This is a genomic window from Alcaligenes sp. SORT26 (assembly GCF_017377875.1).
GTDB lineage: Bacteria > Pseudomonadota > Gammaproteobacteria > Burkholderiales > Burkholderiaceae_B > Alcaligenes > Alcaligenes parafaecalis.
The window spans coordinates 3,688,853-3,713,548 of record NZ_CP070975.1; the positions used below are offsets into that span (position 1 = coordinate 3,688,853).

Annotated in this window: 26 protein-coding genes; 10 read left to right on the forward strand and 16 right to left on the reverse strand. The window is 57.5% G+C overall.

What is annotated here, in order from left to right:
• The first annotated feature begins 17 nt into the window (after positions 1–17).
• A complete protein-coding gene (serA, locus tag JYG33_RS16830; protein WP_207873296.1) occupies positions 18–1,226 on the forward strand; it encodes a phosphoglycerate dehydrogenase in 1,209 nt (402 codons plus the stop codon).
• Positions 1,227–1,392: 166 nt separating this feature from the next.
• Here serA and JYG33_RS16835 read toward each other — a convergent pair whose 3' ends face one another.
• Positions 1,393–1,845: an Rrf2 family transcriptional regulator gene (locus tag JYG33_RS16835; RefSeq protein ID WP_207873297.1), complete on the reverse strand. Its 453-nt coding sequence runs from the start codon at positions 1,843–1,845 to the stop codon at positions 1,393–1,395.
• 2 nt (positions 1,846–1,847) lie between these two features.
• The gene (locus JYG33_RS16840) at positions 1,848–2,252 is read right to left on the reverse strand and encodes a group III truncated hemoglobin (RefSeq protein WP_207873298.1); all 405 of its coding nucleotides are present in this window, start codon (positions 2,250–2,252) and stop codon (positions 1,848–1,850) included.
• A gap of 344 nt (positions 2,253–2,596) precedes the next feature.
• Here JYG33_RS16840 and JYG33_RS16845 point away from each other — a divergent pair, with 344 nt between their 5' ends.
• Together JYG33_RS16845 and JYG33_RS16850 are read left to right on the forward strand one after the other, a co-directional pair.
• The gene (locus tag JYG33_RS16845; protein ID WP_207873299.1) at positions 2,597–3,616 is read left to right on the forward strand and encodes a glycosyltransferase family 2 protein; all 1,020 of its coding nucleotides are present in this window, start codon (positions 2,597–2,599) and stop codon (positions 3,614–3,616) included.
• A 126-nt stretch (positions 3,617–3,742) separates the two neighbouring features.
• Entirely contained in the window at positions 3,743–5,413 is a 1,671-nt protein-coding gene (locus JYG33_RS16850; RefSeq protein ID WP_243430212.1) for a glycosyltransferase family 39 protein, read from the forward strand.
• Here JYG33_RS16850 and JYG33_RS16855 read toward each other — a convergent pair.
• Positions 5,352–5,729, reverse strand: a complete 378-nt coding sequence (locus JYG33_RS16855; protein ID WP_207873300.1) for a GtrA family protein — start codon at positions 5,727–5,729, stop codon at positions 5,352–5,354. The two genes, JYG33_RS16850 and JYG33_RS16855, sit on opposite strands and share 62 nt — an antisense overlap.
• Before the next feature lie 66 nt (positions 5,730–5,795).
• Between JYG33_RS16855 and JYG33_RS16860 the strand changes: the two genes are divergently transcribed.
• Positions 5,796–6,554 (forward strand): ChbG/HpnK family deacetylase, encoded by a 759-nt coding sequence (locus JYG33_RS16860; protein WP_243430213.1) that lies wholly within the window; start codon positions 5,796–5,798, stop codon positions 6,552–6,554.
• 9 nt (positions 6,555–6,563) lie between these two features.
• On the opposite strand, the gene JYG33_RS16865 is transcribed toward JYG33_RS16860, so the two are convergent.
• Entirely contained in the window at positions 6,564–7,160 is a 597-nt protein-coding gene (locus tag JYG33_RS16865) for a GNAT family N-acetyltransferase (RefSeq protein ID WP_207873302.1), read from the reverse strand.
• Positions 7,161–7,210: 50 nt separating this feature from the next.
• Between JYG33_RS16865 and JYG33_RS16870 the strand changes: the two genes are divergently transcribed.
• Together JYG33_RS16870 and JYG33_RS16875 are read left to right on the forward strand one after the other, a co-directional pair.
• The gene (locus JYG33_RS16870) at positions 7,211–7,552 is read left to right on the forward strand and encodes a TIGR01244 family sulfur transferase (RefSeq protein WP_207873303.1); all 342 of its coding nucleotides are present in this window, start codon (positions 7,211–7,213) and stop codon (positions 7,550–7,552) included.
• Positions 7,553–7,639: 87 nt separating this feature from the next.
• Positions 7,640–8,101, forward strand: a complete 462-nt coding sequence (locus tag JYG33_RS16875) for a universal stress protein (RefSeq protein WP_207873304.1) — start codon at positions 7,640–7,642, stop codon at positions 8,099–8,101.
• Positions 8,102–8,164: 63 nt separating this feature from the next.
• Here JYG33_RS16875 and JYG33_RS16880 read toward each other — a convergent pair whose 3' ends face one another.
• Genes JYG33_RS16880 through JYG33_RS16900 form a run of 5 tightly spaced genes read right to left on the reverse strand, consistent with a single transcriptional unit; the run spans position 8,165 to position 14,317 of the window.
• Positions 8,165–8,416, reverse strand: coding sequence for a formate dehydrogenase subunit delta (locus JYG33_RS16880; RefSeq protein WP_199265411.1), 252 nt, complete (start codon positions 8,414–8,416; stop codon positions 8,165–8,167).
• The gene (gene fdhD / locus JYG33_RS16885; protein WP_207873305.1) at positions 8,413–9,279 is read right to left on the reverse strand and encodes a formate dehydrogenase accessory sulfurtransferase FdhD; all 867 of its coding nucleotides are present in this window, start codon (positions 9,277–9,279) and stop codon (positions 8,413–8,415) included. The genes JYG33_RS16880 and fdhD overlap by 4 nt, the downstream gene beginning before the upstream one ends.
• Positions 9,280–9,310: 31 nt before the next feature.
• Positions 9,311–12,232, reverse strand: a complete 2,922-nt coding sequence (fdhF, locus tag JYG33_RS16890; RefSeq protein ID WP_207873306.1) for a formate dehydrogenase subunit alpha — start codon at positions 12,230–12,232, stop codon at positions 9,311–9,313.
• Between the two features lie 13 nt (positions 12,233–12,245).
• Positions 12,246–13,814, reverse strand: coding sequence for an NADH-quinone oxidoreductase subunit NuoF (locus JYG33_RS16895; RefSeq protein WP_207873307.1), 1,569 nt, complete (start codon positions 13,812–13,814; stop codon positions 12,246–12,248).
• Positions 13,811–14,317, reverse strand: a complete 507-nt coding sequence (locus tag JYG33_RS16900) for a formate dehydrogenase subunit gamma (protein ID WP_207873308.1) — start codon at positions 14,315–14,317, stop codon at positions 13,811–13,813. Before JYG33_RS16900 ends, JYG33_RS16895 begins: the two co-directional genes overlap by 4 nt.
• A gap of 201 nt (positions 14,318–14,518) precedes the next feature.
• Between JYG33_RS16900 and JYG33_RS16905 the strand changes: the two genes are divergently transcribed.
• The 3 genes from JYG33_RS16905 (at position 14,519) to mobA (ending at position 17,552) form a co-directional block, all read left to right on the forward strand.
• Positions 14,519–15,625, forward strand: a complete 1,107-nt coding sequence (locus JYG33_RS16905; RefSeq protein ID WP_207873309.1) for a substrate-binding domain-containing protein — start codon at positions 14,519–14,521, stop codon at positions 15,623–15,625.
• Between the two features lie 74 nt (positions 15,626–15,699).
• On the forward strand, positions 15,700–16,944 hold the full coding sequence (gene moaA, locus JYG33_RS16910; RefSeq protein WP_243430214.1) for a GTP 3',8-cyclase MoaA: 1,245 nt from the start codon (positions 15,700–15,702) through the stop codon (positions 16,942–16,944).
• The gene (gene mobA / locus JYG33_RS16915; RefSeq protein WP_207873310.1) at positions 16,941–17,552 is read left to right on the forward strand and encodes a molybdenum cofactor guanylyltransferase MobA; all 612 of its coding nucleotides are present in this window, start codon (positions 16,941–16,943) and stop codon (positions 17,550–17,552) included. The genes moaA and mobA overlap by 4 nt, the downstream gene beginning before the upstream one ends.
• A 169-nt stretch (positions 17,553–17,721) precedes the next feature.
• Here the strand turns inward: mobA and glp are convergent, their stop codons facing one another.
• The 7 genes from glp to JYG33_RS16950 form a co-directional block, all read right to left on the reverse strand.
• A complete protein-coding gene (gene glp / locus JYG33_RS16920; protein ID WP_207873311.1) occupies positions 17,722–18,927 on the reverse strand; it encodes a gephyrin-like molybdotransferase Glp in 1,206 nt (401 codons plus the stop codon).
• A 101-nt stretch (positions 18,928–19,028) separates the two neighbouring features.
• On the reverse strand, positions 19,029–19,559 hold the full coding sequence (moaB, locus tag JYG33_RS16925; protein WP_207873312.1) for a molybdenum cofactor biosynthesis protein B: 531 nt from the start codon (positions 19,557–19,559) through the stop codon (positions 19,029–19,031).
• A complete protein-coding gene (locus tag JYG33_RS16930; protein ID WP_207873313.1) occupies positions 19,552–20,031 on the reverse strand; it encodes a molybdenum cofactor biosynthesis protein MoaE in 480 nt (159 codons plus the stop codon). The genes moaB and JYG33_RS16930 overlap by 8 nt, the downstream gene beginning before the upstream one ends.
• 1 nt (position 20,032) lies before the next feature.
• Entirely contained in the window at positions 20,033–20,290 is a 258-nt protein-coding gene (moaD, locus tag JYG33_RS16935) for a molybdopterin converting factor subunit 1 (RefSeq protein ID WP_207873314.1), read from the reverse strand.
• 19 nt (positions 20,291–20,309) lie between these two features.
• A complete protein-coding gene (gene moaC / locus JYG33_RS16940; RefSeq protein ID WP_207873315.1) occupies positions 20,310–20,813 on the reverse strand; it encodes a cyclic pyranopterin monophosphate synthase MoaC in 504 nt (167 codons plus the stop codon).
• Between the two features lie 80 nt (positions 20,814–20,893).
• On the reverse strand, positions 20,894–21,532 hold the full coding sequence (locus JYG33_RS16945; RefSeq protein ID WP_207873316.1) for a response regulator: 639 nt from the start codon (positions 21,530–21,532) through the stop codon (positions 20,894–20,896).
• Entirely contained in the window at positions 21,525–23,495 is a 1,971-nt protein-coding gene (locus JYG33_RS16950; RefSeq protein ID WP_207873317.1) for a PAS domain S-box protein, read from the reverse strand. Before JYG33_RS16950 ends, JYG33_RS16945 begins: the two co-directional genes overlap by 8 nt.
• A gap of 115 nt (positions 23,496–23,610) precedes the next feature.
• On the opposite strand from JYG33_RS16950, the gene JYG33_RS16955 reads away from it, so the two are divergent.
• Positions 23,611–24,594, forward strand: a complete 984-nt coding sequence (locus JYG33_RS16955; RefSeq protein ID WP_207873318.1) for a TRAP transporter substrate-binding protein — start codon at positions 23,611–23,613, stop codon at positions 24,592–24,594.
• Positions 24,595–24,696 lie beyond the last annotated feature (102 nt).

A 24,696-nucleotide genomic window follows, 5' to 3' on the forward strand; every position in this document is an offset into this window, starting at 1 on the left:
CAATGACTGGAACCATCATGAGTCGCATTGTCCTGTTTGAGAACATTCATCCTAGCGCCCGTGAAGTTTTTGAGGCTGCTGGTTTGACCGATATTCAGACCTACAAGGGAGCCTTGTCGGGTCAGGAGCTGCTGGACGCTGTCAAAGGCGCCGAAGTTGTCGGAATTCGTTCCCGTACCCAGTTTGACAGCCGGGTGCTGGAGCACGCAGACCAGCTCAAAGTGCTGGGATGTTTTTGTATCGGTACCAACCAGGTGGATCTGGATCAGGCCCAGAACCACGGTGTGCCGGTCTTTAATGCGCCGTTCTCCAATACCCGCTCCGTTGCCGAACTGGTGTTGGGCGAAGCCATCTTGTTGCTGCGTCGTATCCCCGAGAAGAACCTGCGTGTACACCAGGGCTTCTGGGACAAAAGTGCCGATGGCGCTTTCGAGATCCGTGGCAAGACTTTGGGTGTGATTGGTTACGGCAATATTGGTTCTCAGGTCGGTACTCTGGCCGAAGCGTTGGGTATGCGCGTGCTCTACCACGATGTGGAATCCAAACTGCCACTGAGCAATGCCCGTGTTTACGGTAGCCTGAAGCAGATGCTGGCCGAGTCCGATGTGGTCACCTTGCACGTACCAGGCGGGCAGGGCACACAGAACATCATGAATGCCGAGACGATTGCGGCCATGAAGCCAGGTTCCATCCTGATCAACGCTTCGCGCGGCACAGTGGTAGATATTGAGGCCTTGCACCAAGCTCTGGTTAGCGGTCATTTGGCCGGTGCTGCCTTGGACGTGTTCCCGACCGAACCGAAGAGCGTGGATGAGCCGTTGAAGAGCCCGCTGATCGGTATGCCTAATGTGATCCTGACGCCGCACATTGGCGGTAGCACTCAGGAGTCGCAAGAGAATATTGGCCGTGAAGTGGCCGAGAAGATGGTCAGCTACTTGCGTAGCGGCGCGACTAAAGGCGCGGTGAATTTCCCTGAAGTGTCGTATTACGATATTCAGGGTGCGGTTCGTCTGCTGCATGTACATCGCAACGTACCCGGTGCGATGGGTGGGCTGAACAATATCCTGGCGCAGCACGGCATCAATATCACCCGTCAGCAATTGCAGACGCAGGGCGAGCTGGGCTATGCCATGACGGATTTGGATCGTGTTCCGGCCCAGGACTTGCTGGATGCGGTGCGTGCCCATCCTGGTACAGTCCGTAGTGATCTGATCTTCCCGGCTTAAGGCCAGCGTCAGACCGTAAACAAACGGCCCCGGATTCAAAAGAATCCGGGGCCGTTTGCTATCCGTCCGTTTGCTATCCGTCCGTTTGCTATCCGTCCGTTTGCTATCCGTCCGTTTGCTATCCGTCCGTTTGCTATCCGTCCGTTTGCTATCCGTCCGTTTGCTATCAGGCCGAATGCATGGACTTGGTAGGCCAGGCAATCGTCTGTTCCGGGCTGCTGCCTGGAACAATAATATCCTGCAGGGTGTAGTTGTCCAGATAGCTTAGAAACTGAACCAGAGCCTGTTTGAGAATATTGCTCAGATTGCAGCGTCCGCTCAGGATGCAGTGGGTGCCGCTGCCCAAGCACTCCACCACGGCCAGATCGGTTTCGGTATAACGCACCAGTTCGCCCAGATTGATTTCTTCAGGGGCGCGAGCCAGCCGCATGCCGCCGTTTTTCCCCCGTTGCGTCTGAATCCACCCGCCTTTGGCGAGCAGGTGGGTGACTTTCATCAGGTGGGCTTGGGAAATCTGGTGGTACTGGGCAATTTCCGCGATGGTACAGAGCCTGTCTTCGTTCTGGCCCAGGTACATCAATTGACGCAGGGCGTAGTCGGTCAGATTAGTCAGGCGCATGATTAAGGCAGTTGCAGCTCGCTGGCCACTTTGGTGGGGTTGTGCTGAAACTGGTAACCAAACCAGAAGCTGCGGGCGATACGTTGAGCGTACTCCAGCGCCAGCTCGGCCATTGCCTGGTTCTCGCGTTCCTGACAGGTTTCCTTGAACAGACGCAGCCATTGTTCAAAGTGGCTGGCCTGGATGTGGCTAAGCGACAAGTGCTTGGCCATCGGGTTGCCGTTAAAGCCGTCTGTCTTGAGCAGCAGGGAGGACCAGAATTCCTCCATCACGCCCAGGTGCGTATCCCAATCCTTGATGCGCTCGGAGAAAATGGGGCCAAGGACTTCATCCATGCGGATGCGATCATAAAAGTCCCAAACCAGATCATGAATTTCCTGGCGGGTACACAAAGCATTGAGAGCCATAATATTTTGAATTTAAAGATATATATTTTATCTATCTTATTGGCCTGGCTCTTTGGGGTCAAGCCGGAAAGAAAATGGCTGAAAAACCTGCGGCTTTTACGTCTGATTTCACGCAGATTCAACGCGCGCCTTCCTACACTGGCTGCGAGTTTCAGAGTATCGATGTTGCGTGTTCAAGTAGGTGGCCCGTCTTGCGGCGTGCAAAGGTCGCAACGGTGGTCCGAGGCGTTCTTTATGAAAGATAAATATCACGGAAGGTAAATTGCACTAGGCGGTCTGGCGGGCTACGATTACTTTTTGTTGGCTGGATCCTGATTTTGTTACAGCATGGTGCTCAAGAAATAATGATTACAAAAAGACAGGCCCAAACGCTTTCCTGCGTCATCCCTGGTTTGAATGAAGCAGAAAACCTGCCCGCTTTGTTGCCGGTCCTGGTGGCAAAGCTGCGCGAACTGGTCCAGGATTTTGAAATCATTTTCGTTGACGATGGCAGCACTGACGCGACGCCGTTGGTTGTTGAGCAATTGCGTCAAACCTATCCTCAATTGGTCTATCTGCAGTTGTCGCGCAACTTTGGTAAAGAAGCGGCGTTGACAGCAGGGCTGGAGGCCAGTCGCGGGCAGGTGGTGGTGTGTATGGATGCGGATTTGCAGCATCCTCCTGCCTTGATTGAAGCCATGCTGGAGCGTTGGTCTACAGGCCTGGAAATGGTCTATGCCGTGCGGGAAACCCGCGACGACGAGACCTGGATGAAGCGGGTAGGCACCAGCTTGTTCTACAAGTTGATGCGCACCTCCAATGGCCTGCGGGTACCCCGGGATGCGGGCGATTTTCGTTTGATGGATCGCTGCGTTGTGGATGCCTTGCTGGCTTTGCCCGAGCGCAGCCGTTTCATGAAGGGGCTGTTTGCCTGGGTGGGCTTTCCTTCCGAGCCTATTTACTATTCACCTGCCGAGCGCCTGCATGGTGTCAGCCGCTTCAAACCCGCCAAGCTGTTGCGCTTTGCGGTAGACGGTTTGACTGCATTTACGACCTGGCCGCTGCGTTTGCTCAGTCTGGCTGGCGCTGTGTTGGCCATGCTGTCTTTCAGCTACGGCTTGTTCATCATCTTCAAGCATTTGATCTATGGGGATGCGGTCCGGGGATGGGCGACCCTGATTACGGTTGTTCTGTTCTTTGCGGGCGTGAACATGCTGTCGCTGGGGGTGGTAGGCGAGTACGTTGCCAGCATCTTTGCCGAGGTTAAAAACCGGCCTTTGTATCTGGTGCATCGTCGCCGGGGGCAAGGCTTGGCTCAGAGCGCTACATTGGCCTCAGACCAAGAGCAGAGGGCGACGTCTGGTCCGGCCCAGCAGCAGGATTGAAAGCAAATCCCGCCGTTTAATTGGCAGTTTGCTCTTAGTTGTAATTGAACGCTACATCGATACTCTGAATCGTTTTTTGACAGCCACGCGGGTGGCTGCCTAACCCTATTGGTTTGGCTTTGAACGATGAGTATCGAGAATTCCTATTCCCCTTCTGTAGCCACCTTGCCGCTGGGACAGCAGCGAGGCCCGGTCTATTGGCTGCGACGCTCTGTGCAGGGTCTGGGCACGCTTTCCAGTGTGTCGGTGGGCCTGTTGGCGTTGCTGTGGTTTGCGCTGACCTTGGGGGCCTACCCCTTGTTGATCCCGGATGAAGGGCGCTACGTTGGTGTGGCTTTGTCCATGCTGGAGTCGGGCGATTATCTGGTGCCGCGTCTGGACGGTCTGCCGTTTTTTCATAAACCTCCTCTGCATTACTGGCTGAGTGCGCTAAGCCTGAAAGTGCTGGGTGTGAATTTTGTCGGTGCCCGTTTGGTGCCTGCCCTGATGGCGGCCTTGCTGCTGGCCGGGATGCATGCATTTCTGAAGCGTCACGCCAGCCAGCAACATGCGGGCTGGACGGCTCTGATTCTGATCAGCAGCCCTTTGCTTTTCGGCGCCTCTCATTACGCCAATCTGGATATGACGGTAGCGGCCTTGATCAGTAGCTGTGTGTTGCTGGGCGGGCACGCTGCCTTGCAGATGGAGCAGGGGCGTCCGTACCGTTTGGCCTTGATGGGTCTGTATGCCACAGCAGGCTTGGCTTTCCTGGCCAAGGGCTTGATCGGGATTTTGATACCCGGTGGCATTCTGGTGTTCTGGTTGCTGGGTCGTGCCCAGTGGCGCATTTTGCTGCGTATGTTTTCTGTCACCGGTTTGGGGGTTTTGCTGTTGGTGGCCACTCCCTGGATGTGGGCCATGCAGGCGCGCTATCCCGGTTTTTTTGATTACTACATTGTTTATCAGCACTTTCAGCGTTTTCTGGAAACGGGCTTCAATAATCCCCAGCCTTTCTGGTTCTACTTTGCCCTGATGCCTGTCGCCACCTTGAGCTGGACACCTTTCTTGTTCCGGCGTGTGCGTGGAGTGGCTAGTGCCCCTGATGGCTTGGGTGCCGTGCGTGGCCTGATGCTATCTGCGCTGTTGACCGTGCTTGTGTTCTTTTCTATCCCCACGTCCAAGCTGGTGGGCTATGTGTTGCCTGCTATTGGCCCTTGGGCCTTCTTTCTGGCGGATGTCGTGTTACGTCAAAGTCAGCGCGAAGGTGAGCCCGCAGTGGGACGCCGTGCCATCTGGAGCCTGGCTATCGGCGTGTTGTTATGTCTGGCTGCTGTGGTGACGATGGTGCTTCGCCCTCAGGTGAATAGCCGTGAGCTGGGCCGGGTTCTGGCGGCAGAATATCAGCCCGGTGATCGTGTCGTGTTTCTGAATAACTACCGCTACGATCTTGGTTTTTACGTTCCCGGTTTGCAGAGTATCAGCGTCATGGGACGTTGGGATGACCCTGACATCATGCGTACCGACAGTTGGCGTAAAGAGCTGCTGGAAGCGGCTCGTTTCGAGCCGCAGCGTGGGGCTTTGACCTTGATTGATCGGGAGACCTTACGCAAGCAGCTTTGCCAGGACAGCAAGGCGGTTTTCTGGTTGATCGGCGGGCCCGATGCGGTACGTCAAAGTCAGGTGCTGAATCATGCTCAGCGCCTGTACGAAGATCAGCGCATTGCGCTGTGGCGCTTTGATCAGGACGATCACGAGCTTATGTGCGGCGGAACGCCCAAAGCCGCCCAGCCACAAAGGTCAGTACTGCGAGACCAATAAGAATCAGGCCCAGCAGCAGGTCGTAGCGCAGGCCGGAGTGATTCAGTAAAAACGCATAGCTGGCTTCGTTGACCGCGAAGCCAGCGGCTGACACCAGAAAAAAACGTGACAGTGCAGGCAGAAAACGGGCATTCTGGGATCGGAACGTCAGCCAGTAATGGCCACCAAAGGACACCAGAAACGCAATCAGCCAGCCAAAAAGATTGGCCAGCAGCGGAGACAGGCTCAGCGTTTGCACCAGGGCGATTACAATGCCCCAGTGCGTGAAGGCGGCCAGGGTGCCGACCAGAATGAACAGAATGATTTGACGAGACATAAAGAGAAAGCGGAGCGAGCAGTGGCCAAAGACAGGCAAATCAGTATATGCGCGGATGATTTTGGCATGGCCCCTGCCGTGGACGAGGCCATTCTGAAATTGGCCCAGGCCCGACGCCTGACAGGAACGTCCTGTTTAGTGGATGGGGACAGCTTTGAACAAAATGCACCGGCACTGCGCCAGAGCACGCTGCAAAAAGGTTTGCACCTGAATTTTACCGAGTTTGCCTCGCAAGCGGGCGTCTATGCCATGCCGCTCAAGCAGGTGATTCTTCGTAGCCTGCTGCATCGCCTGGATAGTGACAGAGTTAAGGACAGCGTGGCTCGTCAGCTCGATCGTTTTGAGGACGTCATGGGGCAGGGCCCGGACTATATCGATGGGCATCAGCACGTGCATCAACTGCCCATGATTCGCGAGGCCTTGCTGGCGGAAATGGAATGCCGTTATGCCGCTTCCATGCCCTGGTTGCGCTACACGGGAGCTCAGCGTCTGGCAGCGGGTTTTGCGTTTAAAGACAGATTCAAGGCGCAGATTATTGCTGCCCTGGGTTCCAGGGAGTTGCTGCGTCAGGCCAGGGCCAAGGGCGTGACCTTGAATAGCAGCTTTACCGGTGTTTACGACTTCCAGGGCGGCAAGGAACGCTATAGCGCCTTGGTACAGGCCTGGCTGGCCGTGATGCAGCACGGTGACAGCATGATGTGCCATCCGTCCTTGAGCAGCGTGCAGGACGATCCTGTGGGCATACAGCGTCTGGCGGAGTATGAGGTGTTGGCAGGCAATGACATGCAGCACTGGCTGGATCAATACAGCCTGCGCATTGCCTGAGAGAGACGCTTAGGCCGATTGGGCAGGCTGGCTGTGGCTGCCTTCGCCCAGACTGCGCTGCATGATGACCACATCAATCCACTGCTGGAATTTATAGCCCACGGCTGGCTGGGTGCCCACATGGGCAAAGCCCAGCGAACGGTGCAGGGCAATGGAGCCTCGGCTGTCATGGCCGGAGATGATAGCCACCATTTGCCGCCACGGACCTTTTTCACATTCCAGCAGTAATTGCTCCAGCAATGCTTTGCCCAGGCCTTTGCCAATCTGACCCTGAGCCAGATAGACGGAATCTTCCACGGTGAAGCGATAGGCGGGACGGGAGCGATACGTGCCTGCGTAGGCATAGCCCACGATTTGCCCGTCCAGTTCCGCGACCAGCCAGGGCAGATTCTGTTCGCGCACTTGTGCATAGCGCGCACGCATCTCCTGTTCGTCCGGCGGGCTTTGTTCAAAGGTCGCCGTACTGTGCAGCACGTGATAGGCATAGATGTTTTGCACCGCGGCCATATCGTCCACGGTGGCGTGACGGATCAGCAAGGCACTGGCGTGATTGCCTTGTGGCAGGGACGCAGAGAAAGGGGCTTGCGTACTCTCGGGGGGGAACATACTATTTTTCCTTTGAACTGATTTAGTTTATCCCGATTCCAGGAGTTTCTATGCCCTTCCCACACCAGTTTTTGACCGAGCAATTGGCCGTCGCCCCTCAGTTATCGGGAGAGGATATGCAAGCCGTGGCCGATGCCGGTTTTAAAAGCGTCATTATCAACCGGCCCGATATGGAAGGTGGTCCCGACCAGCCTTTGTCCGCCGACGTAATGCAAGCAGCCCAGGCGGCCGGTTTGCAGGTAGAGTATCAGCCAGTAGTGGGTAGCGCTATTACTTCTGCTGATGTTGCCCGTTTTGGCCAATTACTTGAAGCCTTGCCAGGCCCGACTCTGGCTTACTGCCGCACGGGCACTCGTTGTGCCGTATTATTCCGTGCATTGAACGAATCCTGACCTGGCTCAAGGTTCAGGTCTGTACTAGCTTGTCCTGTGCTGGTATGCAGCGGTAAGCTATCTGTCTCCATTCAAAGGGGTTATGCCATGTTCAAGAAAATTCTGATTCCAACTGACGGTTCCGAGCTCTCCTCCCAAGCAGCCAACAAAGGCGTGACCTTTGCCCGCCAAATTGGTGCCGAGGTTCTGGCTTTGCACGTGACGCAGCCATTTGCTGCCACAGTTGGCTTTGATGGTATGGCGGCTGCCTACGCCATTACCGACGAGGACTACGACAAGACCGCCAAAGAACAGTCGCAGAAATACCTGCAACAGATTCTGGACCGTGCCGAGACCGCTGGCGTCAAGGCAACCGGTAAATCCGTATCGAACTTCAACGTAGCCGACGGTGTGGTTCAGGTAGCCGAGCAAGAAGGTTGCGACCTGATCTTTATCGGTAGTCACGGCCGCAGTGGTCTGTCTCGCCTGTTGCTGGGTAGCGTGACTATCAAGGTGCTGAATATGGCCAAGAACACCGTGCTGGTGTACCGCGTTAAAGAACACGATTAATCGTTGTTCAGCCCAAAGAAAAAACCCGCCTAGGCGGGTTTTTTTTTGTGTCTGCGCTGTGTCTTACTGGCTGCGTGGTTCCAGTTGCTGCTTGTGGGCGACGACCGCCTGCAAAACAATGGGCAAGAGCTCGCCATCAGCGCTTTTGCCACTGGGGTTCTCTGCAACGAAATCCAGCAGGGAACGGCGCATGCGCGGGTCCCAGAACTTCTGGATATGTTCCGCAATCTCGCGCAGGCCTTGTTCCCGATTGCTCAGGATTTCAAAGAACTGGCCGATCTGGTTGGCCATAGGAATCAAAGGAACAATATTCATGGTGATGTGGCCGAGCGGGACTCGGCAGAATTCAGGTAGTGGGGATGGCTGTACAGCGTAAAGCTGCGGTCACGGGCAAAGGCGGCCAGCATGACACCGAGTTCATCGGCAATCTGCACGGCATAGGCGGTGGGGGCGGAGACGGCCACCACAAAGTTGATGCCCATGGCAGCGGCCTTCTGGACCATCTCGAAGCTGGCACGGCTGGAGATCAGCACCATGCCAGAGCGGGGATCAATATCGTTGCGCAACATGTGGCCCAGCAGCTTGTCCAGCGCGTTGTGGCGGCCTACATCTTCGCGCACGGCCAGGATGTTGCCTTGCAGATTGCACCAGGCGGCGGCATGGGTAGCCCCCGTCAGTCGATGCAAGGGCTGGCTGGAGCGCAAAGCATCCAGCGCCTGGAAGATGGCGGCAGCATCGGGACTGTGCTCGGGAGCATCCAGACGAGGTAGCTGTCGGCGTACCTCGTCCAGACTTTCCAGACCACATAAACCGCAGCCTGTGCGACCGGCCAACTGGCGGCGACGGGCTTTGAGCTGATGCTGGCAGGCACTGGCAATTTCGATTTGCAGCAGGCTGCCGCGCTCGCCTTCCAGCACATCCACGCCGCGTATATCGTCAGCCGTACGGATGATGCCCTCGGTCATGGAGAATCCGTAAGCCAGATCCTCCAGATCGCTGGGGCTGCACAACAAGGCGCTATGGCTGATGCCGTTGAATTCCAGGGCAACTGCCTGCTCGCGCGCCAGCGCATCCTGATCCTCTTGGGGCAGGTTCTCAGCTTGTGCTTCAGCTTGGGTACGCGCCTGCCGCCATACGGTGGCAGGGGCGCTGGCATCACGAAAATCTGCCTGGCTCACGCGGCAACTCCTTAAGGCCTGTTTAGACGCATCATACTTTCGCGACGGCCTCGTCAGGCTCATGCTGGTGGCTGTGATCCGCATGGGCCAAATCTTCGGCCGATAGGGTCTCGCCTTGCAAGAGACGCTGCTGAATATCGTGGAAACGGTTCCAGCGATTTTGCCAGGCCGACTCGGACGTGACGCGCTGAATCTGTACCGCTGTCACCTTGTACTCGGGGCAGTTGGTTGCCCAGTCCGAGTTATTGGTGGTGACCACGTTGGCACCCGACTCGGGAAAGTGGAAAGTAGTATAGACCACCCCTGGCTGCACTCGTTCGGTCACCGTCGCACGCAAGGCGGTCTCGCCCGCACGACTCTTGACCGAGACTTTGTCGCCACTGCGAATGCCACGATCTTCGGCATCCACCGGGTGAATTTCCAGCAAGTCTTCCGCATGCCAGGCCACGTTGTCGGTACGGCGGGTTTGTGCACCCACGTTGTATTGCGACAGGATGCGGCCAGTCGTCAGCAACAAGGGGAACTTGCGGCTGCTGCGTTCCTCGGTGGGCACGTATTGGGTCAGCATGAAGCGGCCCTTGCCACGCACGAACTCGTCGATGTGCATGGTGGGGGTGCCTTCAGGGGCTTGCTCGTTACAAGGCCATTGCACGCTGCCACCCAGTTCCTGGATGCGATCGTAGGACACGCCGGTAAAGGTCGGTGTCAGGCGGGCGATCTCGTCCATGATCTGGCCGGGATGCTCGTAGCTCATGGGGTAGCCCAGAGCACGGGCCAGGGCGCAGGTGACTTCCCAGTCAGCCATGCCAGCTTTGGGCTCCATCACTTTGCGTACGCGCGAAATGCGGCGCTCGGCGTTGGTGAAGGTGCCGTCTTTTTCCAGGAAGGAGGAACCGGGCAGGAACACATGGGCGTACTTGGCGGTTTCGTTCAGGAACAGGTCCTGCACCACCACACACTCCATGGCGGCCATGGCGGCGGCCACGTGCTGGGTGTTCGGGTCGGACTGAACAATGTCTTCGCCCTGGCAGTACAGACCCTTGAAGCTGCCACTCAGGGCGGCGTCAAACATATTGGGAATGCGCAGGCCGGGTTCGGATTGCAGAGGCACGCCCCAGGCTTGTTCAAACAGCGAACGAACCTGATTGTCCGAGACGTGACGGTAGCCAGGGAACTCGTGCGGGAAGGAGCCCATATCGCAGGAGCCTTGCACGTTGTTCTGACCACGCAGCGGGTTCACACCCACGCCTTCGCGGCCCACGTTGCCGGTGGCCATGGCCAGGTTGGCAATGGCCATCACGGTGGTGGAGCCCTGGCTGTGTTCTGTCACGCCCAGACCGTAGTAAATCGAACCGTTGCCGCCGGTGGCGTACAGACGGGCTGCGCCACGGATGTCGTCGGCGGATACACCGCAGATCTCGGCCATGGTTTCTGGCGAGTTCTGGGGCTGGCTGACAAAGCTGCGCCATTCATTGAAGGCAGCAGTATCGCAGCGCTCGGCCACATAGGTTTCGTTCACCAGATTTTCGGTGACGATAACGTGGGCCATGGCGGTGAGCATGGCGGTGTTGGTGCCTGGACGCAGGGGCAGGTGGTAGTCGGCCTGGATGTGTGGCGAGCTGACCAGTTCGGTCTGGCGCGGGTCGATCACGATCAGGCGGGCGCCTTGGCGCAGGCGGCGTTTCAGGCGCGATGCAAACACGGGGTGGGCGGCGCTGGGGTTGGCACCCATCACGATCACCACATCGGTGTGCATCACCGAGTCAAAGGTTTGCGTACCGGCGGACTCACCCAGGGTCATCTTCAGGCCGTAGCCGGTAGGGGAGTGACACACGCGGGCGCAGGTGTCCACGTTGTTGGTGCCAAAGGCGGCGCGAACCAGCTTTTGCACCAGATAGGTTTCTTCGTTGGTGCAACGCGAGGAGGTAATACCGCCTACGGCGTCACGACCGTGTTGGTCCTGAATGCGACGGAATTCGGAGGCGGCGTAGTTGATGGCCTCGTCCCATGACACTTCCTGCCAAGGGTCCGTAATGCTCTTGCGGATCATGGGGCTCAGGATACGGTCCTGGTGAGTGGCGTAACCCCAGGCAAAACGGCCTTTCACGCAGGCGTGGCCACGGTTGGCCTTGCCGTCTTTCCAGGGTGTCATGCGAATGACTTTGTCGCCCTTCATCTCGGCCTTGAAGCCACAACCCACACCGCAGTAAGCGCAGGTGGTGATGACGGCGTGTTCGGGCTGACCCAGATCGATGACGGATTTTTCCATCAGGGAAGAGGTCGGGCAGGCTTGGACACAAGCACCACAGGACACGCAATCGCTGCCCAGGAAGCCATCGTTCTGACCGGCGGTAACACGCGATTCAAAACCGCGCTTGTCGATAGTCAGTGCAAAAGTGCCTTGAACTTCCTCACAGGCACGTACGCAGCGATTGCAGACAATGCACTTGCTGGAGTCGTAGGCAAAATAAGGGTTGGAATCGTCGGTGGTGTCGTCCAGGTGGTTGGCACCATCAAAGCCATAACGCACGCTGCGCAGGCCCACGACACCGGCCATGTCTTGCAGTTCGCAATTACCGTTGGCAGGACAGGTCAGGCAGTCCAGCGGGTGATCGGAGATGTACAACTCCATCACGTTGCGGCGCAGCTTGTGCAGGGTGTCGTTTTCGGTTTGGACAACCATGCCTTCTTCCACCAGGGTGGTGCAGGAAGCAGGGTGGCCGCGACGGCCTTCAATGTCCACCAGGCACAGGCGGCAGGAGCCAAACGCTTCCAGCGAATCGGTGGCGCACAGCTTGGGAATATTGATGCCGGCCAAGGCGGCCGCGTGCATCACGGAAGTGCCAACGGGCACTTCAATCAATTTGCCATCAATGGTCAGGTTGACCATCTCGGTCTGGGTCGAGGCTGGGGTGCCCAGGTCACGTTCGCGTACGGCGACTGTTTCTTTCATGGTGATCTCCGTCTTAGACCTTGGCCAGGTCCTGCTCGGTTTGCGGGGCCAGTCCAAAATCCTGGGGGAAGTGTTCCAGCGCGGACAGGACGGGATAAGGGGTCATGCCGCCCAAGGCGCACAAGGACCCGGAGAACATGGTGTCGCACAGGTCGCGCAGCAGCTCGACATGGTTGTCCATATCTTCGCGGCGACGGATCTTCTGAATGGTCTCCACGCCACGCGTAGAGCCAATGCGACAGGGGGTACATTTGCCACAGGATTCAATGGCACAGAACTCCATGGCGTATTGCGCCATGTGAGCCATGTCCACCGTATCGTCAAAGGCCACCAGACCACCGTGGCCGACCATGGCATTGATCTTCATGTAGGCTTCATAGTCCAGCGGGACATCCCACTGGTGCTCGGGCAGATAGGCACCCAATGGGCCACCTACTTGCACCGCACGCAAAGGACGACCACTGGCGCTGCCGCCACCGTAGTCGTACAGCAATTCGCGCAGGGTGACGCCAAAGGCTTTTTCCACCAGGCCACCGTTTTGCAGATTGCCGGTCAACTGGAACGCCAGGGTGCCACGCGAACGGCCCATGCCGTAGTTCTGGTAGTAAGCACCGCCTTTGGCCAGAATGACAGGCACGGAGGCCAGCGACACCACGTTATTGATCACGGTGGGCAGGCCAAACAAACCCTTGATGGCGGGCAGAGGCGGCTTCACACGCACCACGCCACGCTTGCCTTCCAGGCTGTCGAGCAGGGCGGTTTCTTCGCCACAGATATAGGCACCGGCTGCCTTGCGTACTTCCAGATCGAACTCGCAGCCGCTGCCCTGAATGTTCTTGCCCAGCCAGCCTGCTGCGCGCGCCGCCACAATGGCTTCGTTCAGCGCTTGCACGGCCAGTGGATATTCGGAGCGTACGTAGATGTAGCCGTAGGTCGCCCCGACGGCCAGACCGGCAATCGCCATGCCTTCAACCAGACACAGGGGATCGCCTTCCATCAGCATGCGATCAGAAAATGTGCCCGAGTCGCCTTCGTCGGCATTACAGACAATGTATTTCTGTGGAGCCGGTGTGTTCAGTACCGTGTTCCATTTGATGCCGGTCGGGAAAGCCGCACCACCACGACCACGCAGGCCGGAGTCAGTGACTTCTTTCACAATCGCGGCTGGCTCCATGGCCAGCGCTTTGCTCAAACCTTCAAAGCCGCCACAGGCCTGGTAATCGGCCACGCTGATTGGATCAATAATCCCCACGCGGGCAAAAGTCAGGCGTTCCTGGTTCTTCAGGTAGGGGATGGCGTCCGTCAGGCCGTGGCTCAACTTATGTGCACCGCCTTGCAGGAAACCGGCGTCAAACAGACCGGGCAAATCTTCGGTCTGGACAGGGCCGTAAGCCACACGGCCTTCTGCCGTCTGGACTTCGACCATGGGCTCCAGCCACAGCAAACCGCGCGAGCCATTGCGCACAATCTGTACATCCAGACCACGCTCTTTAGCCTGCGCTGCCAGTTGCTGGGCAACTTGATGGGCGCCCATTGCAACGGCCGCGGTATCGCGCGGAACATAAACGGTAATCGTGCTCATGACTGGGCCTCCTGGCTGCTTAGCAGGGCGTCCAGTTTTTCCGGGGTGACGCGTGCATGGGGTACGCCATCGAGCATGACGGCGGGGGACTGGGCACAGAGGCCCAGGCAGTAGACCGGCTCCAGGGTGTACTGGCCGTCATTACTGTTTTCATGGAAGTCGCAGTTCAGGCGGCGACGGGCATGAGCCGTCAGCTCCAGCCCGCCCCGCGCCTGACAGGCTTCAGCCCGGCAGATTTCCAGGGTATGAGTCGCGTGGGGCTGGGTACGGAAGTGGGCGTAAAAGGAAATAACGCCATGGATTTCCGCCCGGGACAGGGCTAGCTGTTCGGCCAGCACCGGCACCACGGACTCGGGAATACAGGCGAGCCGGTCCTGGATAGTGTGCAAAATAGGCAACAGGTTACCTTTTTGGCCGGCATGTTCCTGCACGGCTTGCAAGGTGACCTCTTCAGGAGTCAGACCGGACAGGTCCTGCTCCTGGGCATGAGGGATTGTGTGCATGTCCTGTGTGCGCGGTGCCCGGGTTGGGAGCCTGCGCCTCCATGTTTTTTTATGCACGGCTGTGCATATTATTTGACTATGTTTTCTCCCGTAATCTAACGACTTAAGTCCATAACTTCAATAAGCAATATTTCGCATATATAATGTTTGGTACATGCAGTGCAAAACATAAATACGAAAACACACTGGTCTTAAAAACACATGACCAAACAGAAATTCAAAGCCCGGCTGCGCTCTGAATGGATTCTGGAAAATGCCGACGGCGTGGAGCTTCCCATGGGGGATGTCCTGCGTCTGTTGGGTGCCATCGAGCGACTTGGGCACCTGGCGGGAGCCAGCAAAGAATGCCAGTTTTCCTACCGACACGCCTGGGGCTTGTTACGTAATGCCGAAAAACAGTTTGATGCGGCCTTGCTGGAAACCTCGCGGCGCAAAGGCACCAAGCTGACCGAGTTTGCCCAACGCTTATTGTGGGCCAACCGGCGTCTGGATGCGCGTTTGACGCCGACCCTGGAAAGCATGGCTTCCGAGCTGGAAGAGGAACTGGGCCGCTTGTACGCCCAGCCCCTGGATCGTTTGCGCTTTCAGGCCAGCCACGGGTTTGCGATTGAAGGCCTGATGCGCTTTGCCAACGAGCACGAAGGCTTGCCGCTGGAACTGCGTTATCGCACGGCCATTGAAGCGCTGGCTTCGCTGGAGCGCGGGGACTGCGATCTGGCAGGCTTTCAGGTTCCGGTGGGCGAGTTCGAGGTGGCTGCCATGCGTCGTTATGGACAGTGGTTGTCGCCGTCGCGTCACAGGCTGATTTTCCTGTCTACCCGCAGAACCGGCCTGTTTGTGGAGAAGGGCAACCCCAAGAACATCACGGGCATGGCGGATTTGTTGCGGCCGGATGTGCGCTTTGTGAACCGGCAAATGGGTTCCAGTACCCGCTTTCTGGCGACTTTGCTGTTGGGCCAGTTAGGGGTAAACACGAATGCGGTGTTGGGCTTTGAAACAACAGAATTGACGCATATGGCGGTGGCGGCTCATGTGGCCAGTGGCATGGCCGATACCGGCCTGGGTGTGGAAACAGCGGCCAGCCGATGCGGGCTGGAGTTCATTCCCCTGGCTCAGGAGCGTTATTTCATTGCGGTCGAGCAAGAAGCGCTGGATAAGGCTCCTATGCAGCAACTGATGAACGTGATTGGCGGTTCCGCGTATAGTCAATTCATGGAAGATCTGGTGGGTTACGATCCACGGGGATTGGGTCAGATCATGACCTTGGAGCAGGCCTTCGGGCAGGCTGCCGATCTGCTCTGGCGTTAGTCTCCTTAGCTTGACGAAAACACACATACACCATGAGACGGGGCCAACCCTGTCCTTGAACGAAAGAGAACACCATGAGCGATGATCATGGGCCAAAACGTGAACCGCTGTCTGTAGACGAGGTTCAGGCCAGGCCATATCAAGAAGCTGCTTCCCCAGGCTCCGAGGCTTTATCTGCGGGGCGGACTGACGCGGCGCCTGCTGGATCGGGGCTTGTACCGTCAGGCATTGAACAGGGGATTCAAACGAGTGCTGCTGAACCTGCGCGCCGTCCAACGGTGCGCATTGCTGCTGTGTCCGGGCAACCCTTGGACAAACGCCACCGTCCGTTTCGTGACCTGCGTATTTCCCTGACCGACAAATGCAATTTCCGCTGTACCTACTGTATGCCGCGGGAAGTGTTTGGCACGGACTACGAGTTCCTGCCTCATTCTTCCCTGCTCAGTTTTGAAGAGATTGAGCGCGTGGCACGGCAAGCGGTTGCCCTGGGCGTGCGCAAGCTGCGCCTGACGGGCGGCGAGCCGCTCTTGCGTCGCAATATCGACGTGCTGATTGCCATGTTGGCCAAGCTGCGCACACCGGAAGGTAATCCGGTGGAGCTGACCCTGACGACCAATGGCACCTTGTTGGGCCGCAAAGCCCAGGCTTTGAAAGACGCGGGCCTGCATCGCGTCACCGTCAGTCTGGATGCTTTGGATGATGCCCGCTTTACTCAACTGAGCGATAGCGGTGTTTCTGTCTCCACCGTGCTGGATGGCATTGCCAAAGCCCAAGCTGTGGGTTTGAGCCCGGTGAAGGTCAATATGGTGGTGCGCAAAGGTCTGAACGACGATCAGATTTTGCCTATGGTGGAGCACTTCAAAGGCTCGGGCCAGATACTGCGTTTTATTGAGTACATGGATGTAGGCACCAGCAATGGCTGGAATCTGCAGGAAGTGCTTAGCGGCGCAGACATTGTGGAACGCATTCAGTCGCGTTTTGAGCTGGAGCCGGTGGCCGCTCAATATAAAGGTGAAGTTGCCAGCCGTTGGCGTTTCAAGGATGGTGCAGGCGAAGTGGGCGTAATTACCAGTGTGACCCAGCCCTTCTGTGGGGACTGTTCGCGTATGCGTCTTTCCCCGGAGGGACGCCTGTTTCTGTGCCTGTTTGCTTCTCAAGGTTATGATGTGCGGGCGCAATTGCGCTCGGATGCTTCCGACGAACAGTTAGCCGCCTATATGCATGGCGTCTGGACAGGTCGGCAGGACCGATATTCCGAGATTCGGGGCGAGCAGACCACGAGTCGTGAGCGTATAGAAATGAGTTACATCGGCGGATGATAAGCACACAGGACATCAGCGGTATTGTGTTGGCAGGCGGTCGGGCCCGGCGTTTTGATTTGTCGGGTCAGATCGATAAAGGTTTGCTGCTCTTGCAAGGCCAGCCTTTGGTTCAGCACTTGGTGCGTCGCCTGCGCCCACAGGTGGGCCCTATGTTGATCAGTGCGAACCGTAACCCTGAACAGTATGTCCATTGGGGCCGTGTGGTCCCCGATGCGCTGGAACTGGAGGGCTATCTGGGCCCCTTGGCCGGTCTGGCCAGTGTGCTGGATCAGATCTCTACCCCGTGGGCCTTGTCCTGTCCCGTGGACTTGCCCTTTGTACCCGTGGACTTGGGCAAGCGCTTGATCAAGGCGGTAGAAGAGCAGGGCGCTGTCGCTGCCTATGCGCAAGCTGAACGCAGCCATCCCCTATGCCTGCTGCTGCGTACCGACCAGGCTGCTAGCCTGAAAGAGTATCTGCTGAGCGGCGAACGCCGTGTCATGACGTGGCTGGAAAGCATAGGTGCGGTGGAAGTGGATTTTCGCAATGCCCCTGAACGTGCTTTCTTCAATATCAATACCCCTCAGGATCTGGACCAGGCGCAAAGCTGGCAAGTTAGTTCCTGATCGGTGGTTTGAGAAGAAACTCAGATTTGAGGGGCTGAACTGATTGGTTCTAACCATGTGTCTGCATGATTTTTATCTTTCCTTCCAGTCACGGATAGCCCATTAAAAAACCGCCCTGATCAGGGCGGTTTTTTTATGGCCAAGTTAAAGCCTGGATGACTGTCCGAGCTTATGCCTGCCACTGGCTGTATTCATACAGACGCACCACATCGCCGGGGGCGACATGGGAGTCGGCAGGGATGCGGGCCAGTGCCTGTGCCCAAGGCAGGGAGCTGATCACGCCCGAGCCCTGATTATCGAATGGGCGCGCCAGCAGGCGGCCTTGCTCGTCGTTATCCACTTGTACTCGGATGAACTCTTCGCGGTCACCTTCAAAGTGGCGCTCGCCTTGCAGAATGCCGTAGCGAATCGTGGGCAGTACTTGATTGCGACCTTGCAGACGACGAATCAGCGGCGACACCATCAAGGAAAACACGGCGTAAGAAGACACCGGGTTGCCGGGCAGGCAGACCAGGGGCTTGTTGTCTATGTACGCCAGTGCCAGCGGTTTGCCGGGCTTCATGCGCACTTTCCACAGATCTAGCTGACCGCCTATACCTTCGATGGCAGGCTTCACGAAGTCTTTTTCACCTACCGAGACACCGCCTACCGTCAGCACCAGATCGCAGCGTTGCAGCAGTTCTTTCAGGGCGTCCTGAATGGCTTCCAGTGTGTCTTTGGCATGAACAGCATGGACGGTTTCAACCCCTAGAGCTTGAAGCTGTGCACGCAGCATGGGGGCGTTGGAGTTGTAGATCTGGCCGGTTTTCAGAGGCTGACCGGCGGGTGTCAGCTCGTCACCTGTGGTCAGGATGCCCACCGTCAGGCGAGGGTAGACCTGCAACTGGGCGTGGCCCTGTGCGGCCAGTTGGGCAATATGGGCCGCCGTCAGTTTGGTGCCTGTGGTAATCAGTACTTCACCAATACGCATGTCTTCACCACGACGGCGGATGTTCACGCCTGCCACGGGCATTTCCAGAATGCGCACGCCTTGTTCGTCTTCCTGGCAGTTCTCCTGAATGACCACGGTATCGGCACCGGGCGGCAACATGCTGCCGGTAAAGATGCGGATCGCCATGTTTTCTTTCAGCGTCTCAGGAATATCACCGGCATAGCAGCGCTGCTGAATAGGCAGAACCTTGCCATCGACGATGTCGGCCAGGCGCAAGGCATAGCCATCCATAGCGCTATTGTCGGAAGGCGGCATGTCTAGTTGAGCTTGAATATCCTGGGCCAGAATGCGTCCCAAGGCCTGCGACAAATCGCAGGTTTCGGTTTGGGTGGGAACTTGTCCTGCCTGGGCCAGCCGTTGCTGTGCTACGTCAAATTCGATCATAGGATGGATAAATTCGATAAAACAATTCGTGGCTCAGGAGATGAGGTCACGGTGTAAAAGGGGGCGTTCCGAGGTCCTTGCCGCTTTGCCTTGTGCAGGCATCAGGGTTTGGGTGGCTCCAGATACTCGGAGGCAAAATTGCAAGGGCGATGACGGCTGTCCAACTGCTCTTTCAGGATTTTTTCCCAGGCTAGTTTGCAAGCGCCGCCCGAGCCGGGAATGCAAAATAGCAAGGTTCGGTTGGCGGTCCCGGCCAGCGCATCGGACTGCAGCGCCGAGGAGCCGATGTCCTGATAGGACAGGTAGCGAAACTGTTCGCCAAAGCCGGTAATGACCTGATCGAGCAAGGGGGTCACCGCCGCAATCGTGGACTTCTTATGGCTGAAGCCCGTACCGCCATTGCAGATGATGGCGTTGATTTCCGGGTCCAGAATCCATTGGCTGAGCAGGGCGCGGATCGCGTAGATATTGTCCTTGCTGATGGCACGCTGGACGCAGTAATGGCCGCTGTCGGTCAAGCTGTCTGCCAGGTAGTCGCCCGATGTGTCTTCATCTGGGCCACGGCGGTCTGAAATGGTCAGGACGGCCACATTCAATCGGGCAGCGGGTAAATCGCTCTTGGCTTTAGACATGCTTGTTGGTGTCCGCAGAAGTATTCCAGGCATCGGTTTTCTGGGCATCGCTATCGCGCTGCTGCACCCAGAAACGCTTGCCGTCCGCCAAGTTTTCACGTTTCCAGAAAGGGGCGCGGGTTTTCAGCACATCCATGATGAATTCGCAGGCGCGAAAAGCGTCGCCACGGTGGGCGCTGGTGACGCCGACATAGACGATTTGTTCGGTCAGGTGCAGCTCGCCCACGCGGTGCACGACCAGCGTATCCAGAATGGGCCAGCGTTGGCGGGCCTGGTCGCAAACGGCTTCGATCTCGCGTTCGCACATGCCAGGATAGTGTTCCAGGAACAGGGATTCGGTGGCAGTGCCATCGGCCTGATCGCGCACATAGCCGGTAAAGGTCACCATGGCACCGGCCTTGCCGCCTGCCGTGGTGCGCAGCTCGGCGTTCAGGGCGGCAACATCAAAGTCTTCGGTCTGGATGCGAATCATCTCAACCTCCGGTGACGGGCTCGAACACAGCCACTTCATCGCCAGGGCGGACAGGGTCGGTGGGCTTGGCGTGAAACTGGTTGACCGCCACATGCAGGCGGCCTGCCATATCGCTCAAATTTGGGTGGCGTTGCAGCAGGGCCTCCGTCCATTGCTGGACAGTGCTTTCTTGTGGCCATTCCCAGTTTTCCTGGCGCTGGCCTGTGCGTTCGGCCACTTGGGCGAAGTACAGGACGCGCAATGTCAAAGGGCTTGTCATGATATCTCCGTGAAAGGGCTTAGACCGAGGCTGTCCAGGTGCCGCTTTTACCGCCGGTTTTCTCCAGCAGGCGGGTCTGTTCGATCACAATGCCTTTGTCGGCGGCTTTGCACATATCGTAAATAGTCAGGGCGGCAATGGAGCAGGCTGTCATGGCTTCCATCTCGACACCGGTGGTGTAGCGGGTGCGGCAGGTGGCCAGCACGGCAATGGTGCCAGCAGCAGCATCGCTTTCAAAATCAATGCCGACAAAATCCAGTGGCAGGCTGTGGCACATGGGAATCAGCTCGGCGCAGCGTTTGGCGGCCAGAACACCCGCCACACGGGCGGTGTTGAGCACTTCGCCCTTGGCATTGTGCTGGGCCGACAGCAATTGGTAGGCAGCCGGGCTCAAGCGCACCACGGCGCGGGCAGTGGCAGAACGGGATGTTGCCGATTTGTGGCTGACATCAACCATCTGAACTTTGCCATCTTCATCCAGATGGGAAAGGTGCAAATCGGTGTTTTCGGTAGTGGTGCTCATTATCGCTCCGGGGACCGGGCCTTGGGCGCGGTTCTAATAGTTTATGGCTGCATTATATACACCCGTCCCGGTGCCTTTGCCTAAGGCCCCGGCGGGCTGCGGTCTTCCCGCAGGCGGGCCGGGTCCAGCATGCGTGCCAGTTCGATCAGGGTGCGGGACTGCATTTTTTCCAGTGCCCGCGCACGATGAACTTCGACCGTGCGCATGGTAATGCTCAGATCCTGGGCAATCTGTTTGTTCAGCCGCCCCTCCAGGGCCAGAGCCAGCACTTCCCGTTCACGTTGGGACAGTGTTTCCAGCCGCTCTTCCAGAGCCTGCTCATTGGCGCGTTCGGCCTGACTGGCCTCGTAAGTGCGCAGCACGTCCAGAACGCGGTCCACCAGATCATTATCGTTAAAGGGCTTTTCGATGAAGTCTGCAGCGCCTTGTTTCAGGGCCGTCACGGCCAGGGGCAGGTCACCGTGGCCAGTCAGAAAAATGACGGGCAGGCAGGATTGGCGCTCGCGTAACTGTTCAAACACTTCCAGGCCGGACAGGCCGTCCATGCGGATGTCCAGCAAGATGCAGCCCTGACTGTCGGGCCCCAGTGCATTCAGAAAGGCCTCGCCGCTGTCCCACAGCTCGGTATTGACCTGTCGGGTGGCAAAGAGCCAGGACAGGGCATCTCGGATGGCGGGGTCGTCGTCCACGATGTGGACCAAAGGAGCGCGCTTAGTCATGTTCGATCAAGGGTAGGGAAAACAGGAAAGTGGCACCGTGGGGAACCCCGTTTTCAAACCAGAGTTTGCCATGGTGCAGCTCCACAATAGAGCGGCAAATATTCAAGCCTATGCCCAGGCCCTGGGCTTTGGTGGTGGTAAAAGCCTGGAATACTTCACCCATGATCGTGGCGGCCACGCCGGGGCCCTGATCAGCCACCATCACCAATACCACGCCATTGCTGGCCTGCATGCTGACTTCCAGGATACGGCGTTCGGCCTCCAGGCCAGACATGGCTTCGGCCGCATTACGCAGCAAATTGAAGATCAGTTGCTCCAGCAAGACCTTGTCGCCCATGACGGGCAGATCCTCGGGGTGGGCTGGAGTCACCAATTGGATTTGATGATGGCGCAATCCGGCCTTGGCCATGGCGAGTGCCCCTTGCAAGGCATCGGGCAGATTCAGCGGGCTAAGCTGAGGGTCCCGTTTGCGAACAAAGTCGTGAATTCGGTGAATGATCTGTCCGGCCCGGCGGGTTTGCTCGGCCAGACTTTCCAGCCCGCGACGTAGTTGTTTGGGGTCCAGCGGCTCGTTGCTCAAGAGGTTCAAAGAGCCTGCCGCATAGCTGGCAATGGCGGATAGTGGCTGGTTCAGTTCGTGGGCCAAAGTGGATGCCATCTCGCCCATGGTGACCAGCTTGGCCGTGTGGTGCAACTGTTCGGATTGCGAACTGGCCAGGGCTTCGGCCTGCTTGCGGGAACTGATGTCGATGATGGAGCTGATCCAGCCCACATGCTGCTTTTGAGCGTCAATCAGTGGCGACTCAAACACCTGCACATCAACACGGGAGCCGTCCGGCCGTTGAAACAGGGTGTCAAAGACCTGCACGGCGCGGGAGGATTTCAGTCGATCCCGGCGCTCCAGTGTTTCATCCATCATTTCCGGCACCCACCAGGGCATGGGTGGGGCCAGTCCAATAATCTCTTCGCTGCGGCGGCCCACCAGCTCGCAAAAAGCCGGGTTCACGTACAGCACTTTGCCATCCAGATCGCGGGCACGCATGCCGGTGACCATGGAGTTCTCAATGGCGCTGCGAAAGGCTTGCTCTTGCATCAGGGCCAGTTCGGCATCGCGCCGCTTGCGGGCGTAGTGATGCTGCATAGCCAGGTTCACCACGGCCAGCAAGGCCAGACCGGCAATCACGGTGAGCAGCAGGGTAAAGGTGGGGATGTTTTTTTGCGGATAGGGTGTCATCAACAGACGCACGCCATGCAAGGGCGGGTCTACTGACATGGCGTAGCGTAGTTCGCTCTCGCCCGGTTCGCCTTTGGAGCGCATGGCGAGTGTCTGGTCGCCTTGATCAATCAGGGAAACATGGTATTGCTCGGCAATCCACCAGGGCACGTTTTCCATCAGGATGGTGGCCAGGGAAAAAGTGGCGCGCAAAGTGCCGACAATATCGTTTTCTTCGTAAATGGGAACGACCAGATCCAGCACACTTTCCTGATGCTCATTGGAGAAGTACGCAGGTAACCAGGTGGAGGTACGCGGTGTGCTGACGTGGGCAGCAATTCGGGTGTCGGCACCGGGTGGGCGCACCAGCAAGGTCGTGCCAAAGCGATCCTGCACGGCGACTTTCAGCAGATCCGGGTGAATGGTCTTGAAGTGCTGTAGCTGCGTAAGTGCCGTTTGGGTACTGATGGGATTGGAGTTGACTTCAATTTCGCTGGCAATGCGGCTTAAATTATTTTCATGCGAGCGTAACTGGAAGGATAAGGACTGTTCCACCCACAAGGCATTGCGGATCAGTTCGTTGGACTGTTCGTCATCCCGTTCCTTATTGACGGCCCAGGCAAACACCCCCATCAAGAGCACAATAATCAGGATGGCCAGGATAGGCACATAGGTGCTGATCGGGTGGGCGGCCAGGGTGCGCGAGGCAGCCTGGCGTATGAATCCGGACGGACGGGCAAGACGCATCATGACAAATGGTTTCGGATTTCCACAATAGATAATTTGGGGCTGCTTTTTTAAGCTACACGCTTTCACGCAAATCAATCAATAAAACGTGTCGGCTCTTAACCGACCGGAGGCAAACATGAAAAAGACCCTTGTGGCCAGCTTGCTGGCGTCCGTATTCCTGTCCGCGCCTGTTCTGGCTAACCCCATGATCATCAAGTTCAGCCACGTTGTATCGCCAGATACACCCAAGGGCAAGGGCGCTGTGCGCTTTAAAGAACTGGCCGAAAAGTACACCGAGGGCAAGGTGGTTGTCGAGGTCTACCCGAACTCGCAACTGTACAAGGACAAGGAAGAACTGGAAGCCCTGCAACTGGGCGCGGTTCACATGCTGGCTCCTTCGCTGGCCAAGTTTGGTCCTTTGGGCGTGCGCGAATTTGAAGTGTTCGACCTGCCTTTCATCTTCAACGATCGCACCGATCTGCGTAAGGTTACCGAAGGTCCTGTGGGCCGCATGTTGCTGGACAAGCTGGAGCCCAAGGGCATCAAGGGTCTGTCCTACTGGGATAACGGCTTCAAGGTCATGAGTGCCAACAGTCCCCTGAAAAGCGTGGACGACTTCCTGGGTCTGAAGATGCGAATCCAGTCCTCCAAGGTTCTGGAAGCCCAGTTCAAGGCACTGGACGCGGTGCCTCAGGTGATGGCGTTCTCCGAGGTGTACCAGGCGCTGCAAACCGGCGTTGTGGATGGCACCGAGAACCCGCCGTCCAATATGTACACCCAGAAAATGCACGAAGTGCAAAAGCACGCCACCGTGTCCAACCACGGTTACCTGGGCTACGCCGTGATCGTGAACAAGAAGTTCTGGGAAGGTCTGCCTGACGATATTCGCCAAGGCATGGAAAAAGCCATGGACGAAGCCACGGTTTACGCCAACGACATTGCCGAGCAAGAGAACAACGATTCCATGAAAGCCATGGAAGAGTCCGGCAAGACCCAGTTCTATCAGCTTAGCGATGCCGAGCGTGAAGAATGGGTCAAGCAGTTGCGTCCCGTTCACAAGGAAATGGCCTCTCGTATCGGTCAGGACGTGATCGACGCGTTCTACAAAGCAACCGAATAAAGCCTGCTGCATCTGATTGTCTTGTACAGGTCTGACTCAGACCTGTTCTCTTTTCTTCCCGCTACATGCTTGTGTCTGCCCGGCCCCCGGGCGGGCAGACTG